The sequence below is a fragment of the Pseudomonas sp. NFX224 genome (genome assembly GCF_048565165.1).
In the GTDB taxonomy this organism is placed as follows: domain Bacteria; phylum Pseudomonadota; class Gammaproteobacteria; order Pseudomonadales; family Pseudomonadaceae; genus Aquipseudomonas.
On the sequence record NZ_CP183416.1, the window covers coordinates 3,544,945 to 3,559,880 of the forward strand.

The 14,936-nt window shown below is 59.8% G+C and carries 12 protein-coding genes; 2 read left to right on the forward strand and 10 right to left on the reverse strand.

Annotation, left to right across the window (positions count from 1 at the left end; translation table 11 throughout):
• Positions 1-105: 105 nt before the first annotated feature.
• The 8 genes from ACNYC6_RS16005 to ACNYC6_RS16040 form a co-directional block, all read right to left on the reverse strand.
• The gene (locus ACNYC6_RS16005; RefSeq protein WP_419708252.1) at positions 106-1,398 is read right to left on the reverse strand and encodes an MFS transporter; all 1,293 of its coding nucleotides are present in this window, start codon (positions 1,396-1,398) and stop codon (positions 106-108) included.
• 237 nt (positions 1,399-1,635) lie between these two features.
• Positions 1,636-1,815, reverse strand: coding sequence for a hypothetical protein (locus tag ACNYC6_RS16010; protein ID WP_419708253.1), 180 nt, complete (start codon positions 1,813-1,815; stop codon positions 1,636-1,638).
• A complete protein-coding gene (locus ACNYC6_RS16015) occupies positions 1,812-2,942 on the reverse strand; it encodes a PepSY-associated TM helix domain-containing protein (RefSeq protein WP_419708254.1) in 1,131 nt (376 codons plus the stop codon). The genes ACNYC6_RS16010 and ACNYC6_RS16015 overlap by 4 nt, the downstream gene beginning before the upstream one ends.
• A gap of 72 nt (positions 2,943-3,014) precedes the next feature.
• On the reverse strand, positions 3,015-5,447 hold the full coding sequence (locus tag ACNYC6_RS16020; protein ID WP_419708255.1) for a TonB-dependent siderophore receptor: 2,433 nt from the start codon (positions 5,445-5,447) through the stop codon (positions 3,015-3,017).
• Between the two features lie 116 nt (positions 5,448-5,563).
• Positions 5,564-6,538 (reverse strand): FecR domain-containing protein, encoded by a 975-nt coding sequence (locus ACNYC6_RS16025; RefSeq protein WP_419708256.1) that lies wholly within the window; start codon positions 6,536-6,538, stop codon positions 5,564-5,566.
• Positions 6,535-7,053: an RNA polymerase sigma factor gene (locus tag ACNYC6_RS16030; protein WP_338583564.1), complete on the reverse strand. Its 519-nt coding sequence runs from the start codon at positions 7,051-7,053 to the stop codon at positions 6,535-6,537. The genes ACNYC6_RS16025 and ACNYC6_RS16030 overlap by 4 nt, the downstream gene beginning before the upstream one ends.
• A 156-nt stretch (positions 7,054-7,209) precedes the next feature.
• Positions 7,210-7,917 (reverse strand): PolC-type DNA polymerase III, encoded by a 708-nt coding sequence (locus ACNYC6_RS16035; protein WP_419708257.1) that lies wholly within the window; start codon positions 7,915-7,917, stop codon positions 7,210-7,212.
• The gene (locus tag ACNYC6_RS16040; RefSeq protein ID WP_419708258.1) at positions 7,914-9,854 is read right to left on the reverse strand and encodes a DUF294 nucleotidyltransferase-like domain-containing protein; all 1,941 of its coding nucleotides are present in this window, start codon (positions 9,852-9,854) and stop codon (positions 7,914-7,916) included. Before ACNYC6_RS16040 ends, ACNYC6_RS16035 begins: the two co-directional genes overlap by 4 nt.
• Positions 9,855-10,108: 254 nt before the next feature.
• Between ACNYC6_RS16040 and ACNYC6_RS16045 the strand changes: the two genes are divergently transcribed.
• The gene (locus ACNYC6_RS16045) at positions 10,109-10,555 is read left to right on the forward strand and encodes a response regulator (RefSeq protein ID WP_419708259.1); all 447 of its coding nucleotides are present in this window, start codon (positions 10,109-10,111) and stop codon (positions 10,553-10,555) included.
• Between the two features lie 76 nt (positions 10,556-10,631).
• Here ACNYC6_RS16045 and ACNYC6_RS16050 read toward each other — a convergent pair whose 3' ends face one another.
• On the reverse strand, positions 10,632-12,809 hold the full coding sequence (locus tag ACNYC6_RS16050) for a malate synthase G (protein WP_419708260.1): 2,178 nt from the start codon (positions 12,807-12,809) through the stop codon (positions 10,632-10,634).
• A 456-nt stretch (positions 12,810-13,265) separates the two neighbouring features.
• On the opposite strand from ACNYC6_RS16050, the gene ACNYC6_RS16055 reads away from it, so the two are divergent.
• Positions 13,266-13,784: a glycine cleavage system protein R gene (locus tag ACNYC6_RS16055; protein WP_419708261.1), complete on the forward strand. Its 519-nt coding sequence runs from the start codon at positions 13,266-13,268 to the stop codon at positions 13,782-13,784.
• Between the two features lie 216 nt (positions 13,785-14,000).
• Here the strand turns inward: ACNYC6_RS16055 and rarD are convergent, their stop codons facing one another.
• A complete protein-coding gene (gene rarD / locus ACNYC6_RS16060; protein WP_419708262.1) occupies positions 14,001-14,888 on the reverse strand; it encodes an EamA family transporter RarD in 888 nt (295 codons plus the stop codon).
• Positions 14,889-14,936 lie beyond the last annotated feature (48 nt).

Here is a 14,936-nt window from a genome sequence, read left to right on the forward strand (position 1 = left end):
TCGGTCGGTGGCAGTGACGGGCAGCATAGCGTGTTGAACCGATAGCTCAAGATGGCATTAACCCTTGCAGGAGCGATCAGGCTCGCTCCTGCAAGGGTGTGTGTCTTAGTTGGCTGGAACTGCAGTTTGAAGATCTGGCGCCGCCTGTTGAGGCTTCAGCTCACGGGCAACCGTCCAGACGATGAACGCAGCAACGATATCGAAGATCGCCAGGACTACGAACAGCGGGCTGTAGCCGATCTTGGTCACCATCACACCAAACACCAGGGTGAACGCAGCGGCGCCAAGGTAGCCGAACATCCCGCCCATGCCGGTGGCGGTGGCCACTTCGTTTTTGCCGAACGAGTCCGAGGTGATCGCATACAGTGCGCCGGACAATGTCTGGTGAGCGAAACCGCCGATGCACAGCAGCGCAATCGCGGTGTACGGGCTGGCGACCAGACCGATACACGCCGGGCCGATCATGCAGGAGGCGCCGAACAGCAAGACCATTTTGCGCGAGGTGAACAACGACACCTTGCAGTACTTGTGAAAGAACGGGCTCAGGTAACCGCCGAGTACGCAACCAAGGTCAGCGGCGAGGAACGGCAGCCAGGCGAACATCGCGATCTCTTTGATGTTCATGTGCCGCTCGGTCATCAGGTACAGCGGAATCCACGCGTTGAAGGTCTGCCAGGCCGGCTCGGAGAGAATCCGGGCGCTGGCGATGGCGTAGAAGTTGCGGCTGCCGATGATTTTCTTCCAGCTGCCTTTCTTGGTGGCCGGGTCTTTGAAGTGATTTTCCTGACCGCTGAGGATGTACTCGCGCTCTTCGTCACCGAGGAGTTTCTGATTGCGCGGGTGTTTGTAGAGCACCATCCACAAAAACGTCCAGGCCACACCCAGGCCGCCGACGATCAGGAAGGCCAGCTCCCATCCGCTGTGCAGAATCGCCCAGACCACCAGCGGCGGCGCCAGCACCGCGCCAATCGACGAGCCGATGTTGAACCAGCCGATGGCCACCGAGCGCTCTTTGGCCGGGAACCATTCAGTGGACGTCTTGACCGCCGCCGGCAAGCCCGCCGCTTCGGTCAGCCCGAGCAGGCCACGGAAGAAAGCCAATCCCTGCCAGCCACTGGCCAAGGCCGCGAGTGCGCAGGCAATCGACCAGGCGAAAGCAAAAATGGCGAAGCCCATTTTGGTGCCGATGGCATCGATGATGTAGCCCGCCACCGGTTGCATCAGCGCATAGCACACCTGCCAGGCGACGACGATGTGCGAGTACTGCTCGGTGGTGATGTTCATTTCGCTCATCAGGGTCGGGGCGGCCACTGAGAGGGTATTGCGTGCCAGGTAGTTGACCATCAGGCCGGCCGTCACCAGGCCGACCATCCACCAGCGGATGCCTTTGACTTTCATCACTTCACCGTCTTTTTCTTGGATTTATTTTGGTGCTGCAGTTGTTGTAGGTTGTCGTACAACGCGCGCCTTTATAGAAGTGCAAGCGGGAATGTGTCAACAAATATGTCAGAGAATTTGAGAGGTTAGGCGACAGACGGGAGGTTTGGTCGTCGTATGACGTAGGCGCTGCCGAAGGCTGCGATCTTTTGATCTTGAAAACCCAAAGTCAAAAGACCGCAGCCGCTCCTGCAGAAATCAACGGCGTTGTAGGAGGCCGCGCAAGCCAAGAAGGGCCGGGATGCCCAAGCCTATCCAGCTCAGAGAATCCCACACGCCATCGCCGAGCAACGCGGCAAACAGCCCCGCTGCGCTGAGCAAAGCAATCACAGTCGGTGCGGCAAACACCTTCCAGAAATTCGACTGCCGAGGCTTCATCCCACGCTCTCCGCTTTTTCCAGTACGGGTTTGGCGGCCTTGCGCCGCACAACCCACAAATACACGCCGCTGCCGAGGACGATGATGGTCAGCACATCCAGCGTCGCCCAGAGAATTTGCATCGGCATGCCGCCGTAGTCACCGAAATGCAGCGGCTGCGACATGCCCATGGCGTCCATGTACCACGGGCGCTCCGCCACGGCGGTGACTTGCAGGGTGCTGGCGTCGATCAATACCGGCGTCAGCAGGTGCGAGGTCAGGTGCGTACTGCCTTTCATGAACACCGCGTAGTGGTGCTCGCTGGAAAAGCGGGTGCCGGGGAAGGCGATGAAGTCGGGTTGCATGCCCGGTGCGACGTCCTTGGCAATGTCGAGCAAGCGAGTGGCCGGCGCCAGTTGTGTCAGCGGCGGCGCATCGCGGTACGGCGCGACCATCGCGCTCAGGCTGTCGTTGCGCCACGCGGCGATCAACAGGTCGGCGCAAGCGCTGATCACGCCGGTCACGCCCACCACCAGCGCCCAGGTCAACGTCACCACGCCGATCAGGTTATGCAGGTCGAGCCAGCGCAGGCGGGTGGATTTGTCCTGGCGCACGGTGGCGAATTTCAAGCGCCGCATGAACGGCAGATACAACACCGTGCCGGAGACGATCGCGACAACGAACAGCAACCCCATGAACGCCAGTAGCAGCTTGCCCGGCAGTCCGGCAAACATGTCAACGTGCAGGCGCAACATGACCATCATGAAGCCGCCGTTGGCCGATGGCATTTCCAGTGCTTCGCCGGTGCGGGCGTCGAGCATGAACGTGTGAGAAGAGTTGGGCTCGGTGCCCGCCGTGGCGGCCATGATTGCAATGGCGGCATTGGGCTCGTCTTCGTCGAAGCCGAAGTACTGCATGACTTCGCCGGGGCGATGTTTTTCAGCCGCCTGCACCAACTGCTGCAAGTTCAACTGCGGGGTGTCCGCCGGCATGAACTTCAACTCAGCAGCATCGCCCAGCAGATGGTCGATCTCGTGGTGGAAGATCAATGGCAGGCCGGTCAGCGCCAGCATCAGCAGGAAGACTGTGCAGATCAGGCTGGTCCAGGTGTGGACGAAGGACCAGCGGCGAATTGTTTTACTTTTCATTTCATGACCCTCAGAAATACCAAAGCCGTCCTTGATGGACGGCCTGGGTACTGGGCGTGTCAGATCAAGCCATTACCACTTGTAGGTGGCACTGGCGACCACACTGCGTTGGTCGCCGTAGTAGCAGTAGAAACTGTCGCACGTGGAGATGTAGTCCTTGTCGAACAGGTTGGTCGCGTTCAGTGCCAGCGAGGCGCCTTTGAGGCTGTTGTCCAGGCGACCGAGGTCGTAGTGAACCGCAGCGTCGAACACGGTGTAGGCATCGGCCTTGCCCAGCTCGGTGTTGGCCTGGTCGCCGTAGGTGTTGCCGGTGTAGCGAACACCGCCGCCCACGCCGAAACCGTCGAGAACGCCGTTGTGCCATGTGTAATCGGTCCACAGCGACGCTTGCTGGTTAGGCATCAGTTGCAGGCGATTGCCTTTGAACGTGCCGTCTTGTACTTCGGATTTGGCCAGGGTGTACGCGGCGATGACCTTGAGGTTCTCGGTCACGTCGGAAACCGCTTCCAGCTCCAGGCCTTTGACTTTCACTTCACCGGTCTGGCTGGTGATCGAGACGTTGTCCGAGTTGGTGGTGGTGACGGAGACGTTCTTCTGCGTCAGGTCGTAGATTGCGGCGCTCAGCAAGGTATCGCTGCCCGGCGGCTGGTACTTGATACCCAGTTCCCATTGTTCGCCTTCGGTCGGTTTGATCGAATCGGTCGGCGAAGCCGTGGCATTGCTGGTTGGCTGGAACGATTCGGCATACGACAGGTACGGCACGATGCCGTTGTCGAACACGTAGCTGATCGCTGCGTTGCCGCTGAAGTTGGTGTCGCGCTCGGTGTTGGTGGCATCGCCCTTGTTGAAGAACTTGGTGCCGGTGTGAACCCAGTCTTCACGACCGCCCAAGGTCAGGCGCCATTGGTCGAGGGCCATCTGGTCCTGGACGTACAGGCCGGTCTGGTAGGTCTTCTGGTCGTAGTCATAAAACGCGCTGGAGCGCGGCGGACGAACGATTTCCACGCCACGGACCGGGTTGTTCACGTTGGTCGGCGGGGCACTGCCGAAGATCGAGGTGTAGTTGGTGTTGTTGCGCTGGTGATCGAGACCGAGCAGCAAGGTGTGGCGAACATCACCGGTGGCGAAGTCCGCCTGGAAGTTGTTGTCCACGGCGAACTGGCTGATGTCTTCGTCGACGCTGGTGGTCGAACGGCCGACGTTGCCGTCGTTATCCACTTGAGTGAACGGGTACGCGCCGACGGTGATGCCCTGGAAGGACAGGTCCGACTTGGTGTAGCGCAGGTTCTGACGGAACTGCCAGACATCATTGAGGCGATGTTCGAAAGCGTAGCCCAGCGCGTAATAGGTACGGTCGTAGTATTCCCAGTCCGGGTCGCCCAGGTTTTTGTGGTGGGAAACATCGCCGAACGGCATGCCGATCTTGGTGCCCTGGACCGGCAGGAACTGGCTGGTGATGCCGGTATCGTCGCGGGTGAATTGCGTAAGCAGGGTGAACTTGGTGTCTTCGTCGATGTTCCAGGTCAGGCTCGGCGCGATGTTGTAGCGCTTGTTGTCGACGTGGTCGATCTGCGTGCCGCTGTCGCGCACCACACCGCTCAGGCCATAGAGGAACTGACCTTCATCGTCGATCTTGCCGGTGCTGGCGAAGTTGATCTGGCGATGGTTGTCGCTGCCGTATTGCAACTGGACTTCATTGCTCGATTCGGCGCTGGGACGGCGGCTGACCATGTCCAGCAGTCCGCCCGGCGGAGTCTGGCCGTAGATCGACGAAGCCGGGCCGCGCAACAGGGCGAGGCGGTCGAGGTTCCAGGTTTCCTGTTTCGGGTTGGCGTATACGCCTCTTGGCAGTGGCAGACCATCGAGGAACTGGGTCGGTTCGAAGCCGCGCACGCGCAACCAGTCGGCGCGGGTGTCGCTGCCGTAGCTGCTGGCGGTGATGCCGGGCATGTAGCGCACGGCGTCGTCGAGGCTGTGCACGCTGCGGTCGTCCATCTGATCACGGGTGGCGATCGAGATCGAGCGAGGTACTTCGACCAGTGCGGTGTCGGTCTTGGTGCCGGCGGCGGTGCGCTTGGCCAGGTAGCCTTGCACCGGGCCCCATGCGTTTTCAGGGTCTGCTTCCACACCGATCACGCTGGTTGCAGGCAGGGCCATCACGCCTTCAGGCACAGCCACCAGGGTGTAGGTGCCGCTGGCGCTCTGCTCCAGTTGCAGACCAGTGCCCTGCAAGGCCTGGCGCAGGGCGGTGGCTGCATCGAACTGGCCGTTGACTGGTGCAGACGTCTTGCCCGCAGCCAATGTTGGATTCAGCGACAGCGCCAGACCGGCCTGGCTGGCGATCTGGTTCAGCGTGCTGGCCAAAGGGGCGGCCGGCAGGTTGTAGGCGCGAACGCTGGACGCCTGTTCAGCGGCAATCAGTTGGCTGCTGGCCAAAGGGGTGCAAAGGGCAATGGCAACCGCCAGCAAACTGGGGCGCAACAAGGTGTCTAGCGAACGGGACATACAGCGGCTCCTGAAAGGGAATACTTCTCAATTGCCTAGGTGCCGAACGAAAATCAAAAAGTGATAGGGCTGGATGAAAATAATTTCGATTCATCAATTGAGATATAAAAAAGCCGTCAGCGCCTGGCCTCGGTTTTCGCCGCCACCGTCACCCACCATGGGGTGTGCAGTTCGATTTGCACCGGTAGGGTCGGCAGCAACGCGTTCAGGGCCAGGTCAGTGTCCTTGAGTGGAAAGCTGCCGGTGATCCGCAGGTCAGCCACTTCCGGCGCCACACCCAGATGCCCCCGGCGATAACGGCCGAGTTCGTGCACCAGATCTTCCAGTCGCGCGTTGTCCACCACCAGCATGCCGCGCGTCCAGGCATCGGCGCCGAGGTTGAGCGCCATAATCTCGCCCAGGCCGTCATTGCGGATCAGCATTTGCTGGCCTTCACGCAGAATCTGTTCGTCAGGGCTCGATTGCGGATGGGCGGCCACCGCCGACTGCAATACGCTCAGGCGTGTGCCTTCTTCTTCGCGCTTGACCAAAAACCGCGTGCCCAGTGCGCGCATGCTGCCTTCGCGGGTCTCGACGATAAACGGCCGGGCATCGCCATGACCGGTTTCGACGAGGATTTCCCCTTCCTGAAGAACAACCAGCCGCTGTTTTTCGTCAAAGCGCACGTCCACGGCACTGTGGGTATTGAGGTTGATCAGCGTGCCGTCGGACAGGCGAATGGTGCGTTGTTCGCCGGTAGCGGTGCGCTGGTCGGCCAGCCAATAGTCGACCGGCAGATAGCGCTCACCGGCAAACAACGCCAGGCCAATCACTGCGACCACGCTGGCCAGACCGCTGCCGAGCTTGCGCACCCGGCGGCGAATGCCTTCGCGCGATTGCAGCAGGGCCGTGCGGGCCGGGCCGCTGGCGACGCTGAAACGCTGGTCGAGCATGCCCAATTGGCGCCAGGCGCGGGCATGTTCTTCGTGGGCGGCGTGCCATTTGGTGAACTCTTCGCGCTCCACCGGGTTGCCGGAGTCCAGGGACAATTGCCAGGCGATCGCCGCATCCAGCACTTGCGCCGACACCGGTTTGGAACTCACCGGACTCATGTCGGCTCACCGTACAACGCGATGTAGCACTGGCGGACACCCTGGGCCAGGTATTGGCGCACGCGAGGCACCGACACACCGAGGCGTTCGGCGATTTCAGCGTGGCCCAGGCCATCGAGACGGTTGTAGAGAAACGCCGCTCGCGCCTTGCTCGACAGTTTGCCGAGCAGACGATCGATGTTTTTCAGGTCTTCGAGGATCATTTGCTGCTCTTCCACCGACGGTTGCTCGGCTTCGGGAATCAGCATCAGTTCGGTGAGATAGGCCTGTTCCAGCGCGGCACGACGGAAATAGTCAAACAGCAGGCCCTTGGCAATTGCCACCAGGAATGCCCGTGGCTCGCGCGGCTCTTTCAGTTCTTCGCGGCCCAGCAAACGCACGAAGGTGTCCTGGCTCAGGTCTTCGGCCCGTTGCGGGCAGGCGACGTTGCGACGAAGCCAGGCCAATAGCCAACCGCGATGGTCGCGATATAACGCACCGACGAGCTCACTTTGAGGGCTAGGGACTGACGACACGCAGCATCACCGTTTGGGAAGTGTTAACTAACGAGAATTGTTCGCGATTGTGGCAGAGGCGAGGAAGGGAAAGCAATTGGCATTGGTCGGGTGGTTTGGATTGCGCAGAACCCTGTAGGAGCGAGCAGGCTCGCTTCTATAAAAGGTTCTGCGGGGTTAGAAGGACGGCGATTGCTGCCGCCGCTTCCACTGATTCAGTCGCTGCTGCAAATTCAACGGGCTATGAATCTGCTGCTGCCGTGCGCGGCTGAACAGGATCAACGCCAGCTCGGCAGTGGCCAGGGCATCGGCGCTGGCGTTGTGGCGCTCGAAGACTTCCAGCTTGAACCAGTTGATCCACTCGTCCAGTCCGGCCTCACGGATGTTCGCCTGCGGGCAGAGCAGCGGGGCGATGTCCGCCACATCCAGAAAGGTGTGCTGCAATTTGTAGCCCAGATGATCTTTCAGCGCCCGTCCGAGCATGTGCTGGTCGAATGGCGCATGAAAGGCCAGCAACGGACTGTCGCCGACGAACGCCATGAAATCGAGCAGCGCTTCGGCAGGATCGCTGCCTGCGGCAATCGCACTGGGGCCGATGCCGTGAATCAACACGCTGGGCCCGAGTTTGACTTCGGTGCATTGCAGGGTGCGTTCGAACTGCTGGCTGAAATCGATGGCGCCATCCTCGATCACCACTGCGCCGATCGACAGCACCCGGTCCTTGTTCAAATTCAGCCCGGTGGTTTCCAGGTCAAGCACGATCCAGCGTTGCTCACGCAGGCTGCATTCACTCAGCCCGCTCGCAGCTGGCAAGCATTGCAGGCGCTGTTGCAATTCACCGGACAGGCTCGGACCGGCAGGGCGCAGCCAGGAGAATAGGCTCATAGTTGATACCGCAGGGCCAGGCTGCTTTGCAGGCGTTGAGCCTGGCGCAGGGACTCACGCAGGATCCGCCGGTCCAGATGATTGAGGCTGTCCGGATCGACGCGGTTGGAGTAGGGCAAATTCTCCCGGGTCTGTAGCTGATGTTGCTGCATGCGGGTTTGCTGGATGAAGTGATACGCCTCTTCGTACGCCGCGCCGTCCAGCGGCTCGATGATCTCCTTGTCCACCAGTTGGCGAAAGCGCTCCAGGGTGTTGTTCGTTTCGACGCCATGGGCGAGGGCGAGCAGTCGGGCGCCGTCGACGAAGGGCGTCAGGCCCTGAATCTTCAGATCCAGCGTGGCTTTCTCGCCATTTTTCTTTGCCAGTACGAACTCGCGGAAACGTCCAACGGGCGGGCGGTTGCGCAGAGCGTTTTCGGCCAGCATGCGCTGGAACAGACGGTTGTCGCCGACCTGATCGAGAATCCCGCGCCGCAACTGTTCGCAGCCTTGCTCGCTGCCCCAGACCACGCGCAAATCGAAATAGATGCTCGAGCCCAGCAAGTTCTCCGGCGTGGCCTCGCGGATGAACGCGGCAAAGCGACGGGCCCATTCGACGCGGGACAAACACAACTCGGGGTTGCCGGCCATGATGTTGCCCTTGCACAGGGTGAAACCGCACTGCGCCAGGCTGTGGTTGATCTGGTGGGCGATGGGCAGCAATTTGCCGCGAATTTGCGCAGCATGCGCCGCGTCCCGGGCTTCGAACAGAATGCCGTTGTCCTGGTCGGTGTGCAGTGTCTGTTCGCGGCGACCTTCGCTGCCGAAACACAGCCAACTGAACGGCACACCAGGGTCGCCTTTTTCCGCCAGGGTCAGTTCGATGACCCGGCACACGGTGTGGTCGTTGAGCAGGGTGATGATGTGGGTGATCTGGGTCGAGGACGCACCGTGGGCCAGCATGCGTTCGACCAATTGGCCGATCTCGCCACGGATCGCCACCAGGTTTTCCACCCGCGGCGCATTGCGGATGGTTCGCGCCAAGTGCACCAGATCCACCCGTTGCAGGGAAAACAGATCGCGCTCCGAGACCACGCCGCACAAGCGCTGGTCCTTGACCAGGCAGACATGGGCGATGTGTCGCTCGGTCATGGCGATCGCTGCATCGAACGCACTGTGATCGGGCGTCAGGTAAAACGGCGCGCGGGTCATGTGCCGCTCGATGGCTTCGTTGAAATCACCGGTGCCGCTGGCCACCACGTGGCGTAAATCACGCAGGGTGAAAATCCCCAGCGGCGCCTGGTGTTCGTCGACCACCACAATGCTGCCGACCTGCTGCTCATGCATCAGGGTCACGGCTTCACGCAGGGGCGTTGCCGGGCTGCACATCACTGGATGACGCATGGCCAATTCGCCCAGGCGGGTGTTGAGCGAATACTGGGTGCCAAGGGTTTCCACGGCTTTTTGCTGGACTTGCTGATTGACCTGATCCAGCAGGCTGCTCACGCCACGTAGGGCAAAGTCGCGAAAGGTGTTGGAAATGGCGAATAGTTTGATGAACGCCAGCTTATTGAGCTGTAGGCAAAAGGTATCTTCAGCTGCCAGATGTTCGGTGCGGGTCGCCCGTTCCCCCAGCAATGCGGCAAGAGGAAAACATTCGCCGGTGGTGATTTCGAAAGTGGTTTCGTTGCCGCCCTTGGCCGAATGCGGACGCTCGCCCACCACACGACCCTGTTTGACGATGTAAAAGTGCTCAACCGGGCCGTCGGCGGGTTTGATGATGCTTTCGCCGGGCGCATAAAAACGCAGCTGACATTGCTCAACCAGGTACGCCAGGTGCGCGTGTTCCATCTGATTGAAGGGGGGGAAACGCTGAAGGAATTGCAAAGTGCCCTGGATGTTCTGCAACACCGCGGTTTTCCCTGCCTGTGTGAAGGCGTCCGCTTTACTCATAACCATTACCGCAGTCTTTTTTGGATTTGTTGTTGTCGGATGACTCACCCATGGTCGACCCCTGCGGTCAGGGTGCCCATTGGACGTAAGTCTAGGTAGGCAATCAGTGTGATGGAGTGTCGGAAAAACCTTACGCAATTGAGAGAAAAAGCTCTCTATTCTGCTATTGGAAAAATATCCGACGAAGTGCACATTGAAGCTCTGTCCAGCGATGTCTCACCACTGTGCCAGGGAACTGAATTGAACATGTAGAGAACGCCATGTCCGACCACGATATTTTGAGTGATGCCGAGCGCGAGGCGCTCAGTGCCGTCATGCTGGCACCCGACTTGCCGCCGCAACGGGTGCTGATCGTCGACGACGATAGGGACGCCCGAGAGCTGCTGTCGGAAATTCTGGGATTGGATGGCATTCGTTGCATGACGGCGGCCAGTGGCGAAACCGCCCTCAAGATGCTTGAAGAAAAACCTTCGATTGGCCTGGTAATTACCGATTTGCGGATGGGCAACGTGGATGGCCTGGACTTGATCCGCCAGGTGCGCGAGTCCGTGCGGGCGGCAATGCCATTTATCATCGTTTCCGGCGATGCCGATGTGAAAGACGCCATTGCCGCGATGCATTTGAGCGTGGTGGATTTCCTGCTCAAGCCAATCGATACCGGCAAGTTGCTGGCGTTGGTCAAGCATGAGTTGGGAGTGGATCTGTAAGCCGCTACAAAAATCGCCACAAAAAAAGCCCTGATCGCAAGATCAGGGCTTTTTCACGTCGGGTACTAGCGCTTACTCACAGGCCATTGGCAGCCTTGAACTCGCGACGACGACGGTGCAGGACCGGCTCGGTGTAGCCGTTTGGCTGCTTGGTGCCTTCGACCACCAGTTCGACTGCCGCCTGGAAGGCGATGTTGCTGTCGAAGTTTGGCGCCAGTGGGCGATACAGCGCATCACCGGCATTCTGACGGTCAACCACCGGCGCCATGCGCTTGAGGCTTTCCATCACTTGCTCTTCGGTGACGATGCCGTGACGCAGCCAGTTGGCGATGTGCTGGCTGGAAATACGCAGCGTCGCACGGTCTTCCATCAGGCCGACATCGTTGATGTCCGGCACTTTCGAACAGCCGACGCCCTGGTCGATCCAGCGCACGACATAACCAAGGATGCCCTGGGAATTGTTGTCCAGTTCGTTCTTGATCTGTTCGGCAGTCCACTGCGGATTTACCGCCAGCGGGATGGTCAGGATGTCGTCCACCGACGCGTGAGCACGTTTGGCCAGTTCGGCCTGACGGGCGAACACGTCAACCTTGTGGTAGTGCAGCACGTGCAGTGCGGCGGCGGTTGGCGAAGGTACCCAAGCGGTGTTGGCACCGGCCAATGGGTGAGCGATTTTCTGTTCGAGCATCGCGGCCATCAGGTCGGGCATGGCCCACATGCCTTTACCGATCTGCGCACGACCTTGCAGGCCGGTGCTCAAGCCGATATCGACGTTGGAGTTCTCGTAGGCGCCGATCCATTTTTCCGCCTTCATGTCGGCCTTGCGCACCATCGGGCCGGCTTCCATGGAGGTGTGGATTTCGTCGCCCGTGCGGTCGAGGAAACCAGTGTTGATGAACACCACGCGCTCGCTGGCCGCCTTGATGCAGGCCTTGAGGTTGACCGTGGTACGGCGCTCCTCGTCCATGATCCCGACTTTCAGGGTGTTGCGCGGCAGGCTCAGCACGTCTTCGATACGGCCGAACAGCTCGTTGGTGAACGCTGCTTCTTCAGGGCCGTGCATCTTCGGCTTCACAATGTAGACGGAGCCGGTGCGGGTGTTCTTGCGCGAGGTGTTGCCGTTCAGGTTGTGCAGCGCCGCCAGGCAAGTCACCAAGCCATCGAGAATGCCTTCCGGCACTTCGTTACCGTCTTTGTCGAGGATCGCATCGATGGTCATCAGGTGACCGACGTTGCGCACGAACAACAGCGAACGACCGTGCAGGTTCACCGCGTTACCGTCGAAACCGGTGTAGGTGCGGTCGGCGTTCATGGTTCGGGTAAACGTCTTGCCACCTTTGGCGACTTCTTCCGACAGGTCGCCCTTCATCAGGCCGAGCCAGTTGCGGTAGATCACCACTTTGTCATCGGCATCGACGGCGGCAACAGAGTCTTCGCAGTCCATGATGGTGGTCAGTGCGGCTTCCATCAGGATGTCTTTGACGCCGGCTGCGTCGGTCTGGCCGACCGGGGTGCTGGCATCGACCTGGATTTCGAAATGCAGGCCGTTGTTCTTCAGCAGGATCGCGGTCGGTGCCGAAGCATCGCCCTGGAAGCCGATCAGTTGCGCGTCGTTGCGCAGGCCAGTGTTGCTGCCGCCTTTGAGGGCGACCACCAGTTTGCCGTCGACGATTTTGTAGCTGGTGGAGTCGACATGGGAGCCGGCCGCCAATGGTGCCGCTTCGTCGAGGAAGGCACGGGCGAAGGCGATGACCTTGTCGCCACGAACCTTGTTGTAGCCTTTGCCTTTTTCCGCGCCGTCAGCTTCGCTGATGGCGTCGGTGCCGTAGAGCGCGTCGTACAGCGAACCCCAGCGGGCGTTCGAAGCATTGAGAGCGAAGCGGGCGTTCATCACCGGCACCACGAGTTGTGGTCCGGCCATGCGGGCGATTTCTTCATCGACGTTTTGCGTCGTTGCCTGGAAATCGGCCGCTTCTGGCAGCAGATAACCGATGTCTTGCAGGAAGGCTTTATAGGCTACGGCGTCGTGCGCCTGGCCTACACGTTCCTGGTGCCAGGCATCAATACGAGCCTGGAAATCATCGCGTTTGGCGAGTAGGGCTTTGTTCTTCGGCGCCAGGTCATGAATGACCTTGTCGGCACCGGCCCAGAACGTATCGGCGGTGAGGCCGGAACCGGGAATGGCTTCGTTGTTCACGAAGTCGAACAGGACTTTGGCGACCTGCAGGCCACCGACTTGAACGTGTTCAGTCATTGCTTGCCTCACTCTGCTCAGCTATTTCGCTTTTCAGCTCTTCAATTTAACAATGAAGCCTCTGGCCATTTAAACCACAAACCCTGCGACCAGTACATGCCATTTCTGACGGCTGGGTGAGGACCAATCAACGGCTTGAGGGCCTTGCTGACGGGGCTTTCAGGGATGCGACTGCGCCTGTGGCAGACATCGATCCAACGTTATGTAGTGCGCGCTGCGGCATACTACATGATGAATTGCGCTTGTGAAAATCAGACTAATAACGTCGTTCTGCGACCCCATGACGCATTGCAGTCACGGTGGGGTGCGTGATGTTCTCAAAAAACCACTAGATTGTTCCAGTTAAATATAAAAAGTTGTACACATAAAATCCGCAGCGCTGCTGTGAGCACCGAATCCAGCCCCTTGCCTATACTTGGTTTTCTATAACAAAAGTCATGACCAGAGGGCTGCGCCATGGACCACCTCGTACTCACCGTATTCGCACCGGACAAGCCAGGGCAGGTCGAGCGCATTGCCCAATGCATTGCCGAACAGGGCGGCAACTGGTTGGAAAGTCGCATGTCGCGCATGGCCGGACAATTTGCCGGGATTCTTCGGGTGGGCGTACCGGCTGAGGCCTACGACGCATTGGTCGATGCCCTACAGGCGTTGTCTGCCCACGGCATTCGCGTGTTGATCGCCGAAAGCGGCATCGAACAATCCTGCACCAGGAAACCGATCGCCATGGAGTTGGTGGGCAATGATCGTCCCGGTATCGTGCGCGATATCACCCGCCTGCTGAGTGAGCAGGGTGTCAACCTAGAGCGGCTGGTGACGGAAGTGCGCCCGGCGCCGATGAGCAGCGAACCGCTGTTTCACGCCGAAGCGATTCTCGCGGTGCCGCTGACTCTGTCGCTGGAGGTTTTGCAATCACGCCTGGAAACCCTGGCCGACGATCTGATGGTGGAGTTGGTACTGCGCAGCGAACCCTGATCGGGTTATCCAAGTTAAACGTGCACCTGCCTGTGGATAACCTGTAGAGACAGCCCGCCAGGCCACGTCGGCCGGGGCTTTTCAGGATTTGATCAAAAAACCGGCAGTTTTCAGTGACTTGCGCACAAACGCCGGGGATCACGCTGTGGATAACCTTGGGAAGGAACGATGCAGGCCACGGGAAACGTGGCCTATAGAGGTTTGTACTTTTTTTGATCAGTTGCGGCGACGCAGACTTAGCCACGCATCGACGCTGTAAACCGCCAGACCGGCCCAGATAAACATGAAGGCCACCAGCGTGCTGGACGACAAGTGTTCGTTAAACAACAGCACGGCTTGCAGCAGCACCAACGTTGGCGCCAGGTACTGGAGAAATCCGAGCGTGGTGTAGGGCAAATGCCGGGCAGCGGCGTTGAAACAAACCAGCGGCACCAGCGTGACTGGCCCGGCTGCCACCAGCCACCAGGCTTCGGACGTGGTCCAGAACTCGGCCTGGGCACTGTGTGCCGTCGGATTGAACAGCAACCAGGCCATGGCGATCGGCACCAGCATCCAGGTTTCCACCACCAGCCCCGGCAGCGCCTTGACCGGTGCCTGTTTGCGAATCAGCCCGTAGAAGCCGAAGGTCAGCGCCAGCACCAATGACACCCAGGGCAGGCTGCCGACTTGCCACACTTGTTGCGCTACGCCGACGGCCGCCAGGCCCACCGCAATCCATTGCATGCGCCGCAGCCGTTCACCGAGTATCAGCATCCCCAGCAGCACGTTGATCAGCGGGTTAATGTAGTAGCCGAGACTCGCTTCGAGCATCCGCCCGTTGTTCACCGACCAGACGTACGTCAACCAGTTGGCCGCGATCAACGTGCCGCTCAAGGCCAGGATTGCCAGCCGTTTTGGATTCTCCCGCAACTCGCGCCACCAGCCCGGGTGTTTCCAGACCATCAGCAACAAGGCACCGAACAGCGCCGACCACAGCACGCGGTGGATGATGATCTCCACGGCGGGCACGCTGGCGATGGCTTTGAAGTAGAGCGGGAAAAGTCCCCAGATGATGTAGGCACTCAGGCCCAATATGTACCCGCGGCGCGGGTTGGCGGCTTGCATGCAGAATCCTTGCTTAGGCAGCTAACAAAGAACTGATTGTAAGGAGAT

What these genes read in the sequence shown, in the direction of transcription:
- ACNYC6_RS16025 (WP_419708256.1), bottom strand. Translation starts at nt 6,538, where the DNA reads ATGAGTCCGGTGAGTTCCAAACCGGTGTCGGCGCAAGTGCTGGATGCG.
- ACNYC6_RS16015 (WP_419708254.1), bottom strand. Translation starts at nt 2,942, where the DNA reads ATGAAAAGTAAAACAATTCGCCGCTGGTCCTTCGTCCACACCTGGACC.
- ACNYC6_RS16040 (WP_419708258.1), bottom strand. Translation starts at nt 9,854, where the DNA reads ATGGTTATGAGTAAAGCGGACGCCTTCACACAGGCAGGGAAAACCGCG.
- ACNYC6_RS16005 (WP_419708252.1), bottom strand. Translation starts at nt 1,398, where the DNA reads ATGAAAGTCAAAGGCATCCGCTGGTGGATGGTCGGCCTGGTGACGGCC.
- ACNYC6_RS16035 (WP_419708257.1), bottom strand. Translation starts at nt 7,917, where the DNA reads ATGAGCCTATTCTCCTGGCTGCGCCCTGCCGGTCCGAGCCTGTCCGGT.
- rarD (WP_419708262.1), bottom strand. Translation starts at nt 14,888, where the DNA reads ATGCAAGCCGCCAACCCGCGCCGCGGGTACATATTGGGCCTGAGTGCC.
- ACNYC6_RS16050 (WP_419708260.1), bottom strand. Translation starts at nt 12,809, where the DNA reads ATGACTGAACACGTTCAAGTCGGTGGCCTGCAGGTCGCCAAAGTCCTG.
- ACNYC6_RS16020 (WP_419708255.1), bottom strand. Translation starts at nt 5,447, where the DNA reads ATGTCCCGTTCGCTAGACACCTTGTTGCGCCCCAGTTTGCTGGCGGTT.
- ACNYC6_RS16055 (WP_419708261.1), top strand. Translation starts at nt 13,266, where the DNA reads ATGGACCACCTCGTACTCACCGTATTCGCACCGGACAAGCCAGGGCAG.
- ACNYC6_RS16010 (WP_419708253.1), bottom strand. Translation starts at nt 1,815, where the DNA reads ATGAAGCCTCGGCAGTCGAATTTCTGGAAGGTGTTTGCCGCACCGACT.
- ACNYC6_RS16045 (WP_419708259.1), top strand. Translation starts at nt 10,109, where the DNA reads ATGTCCGACCACGATATTTTGAGTGATGCCGAGCGCGAGGCGCTCAGT.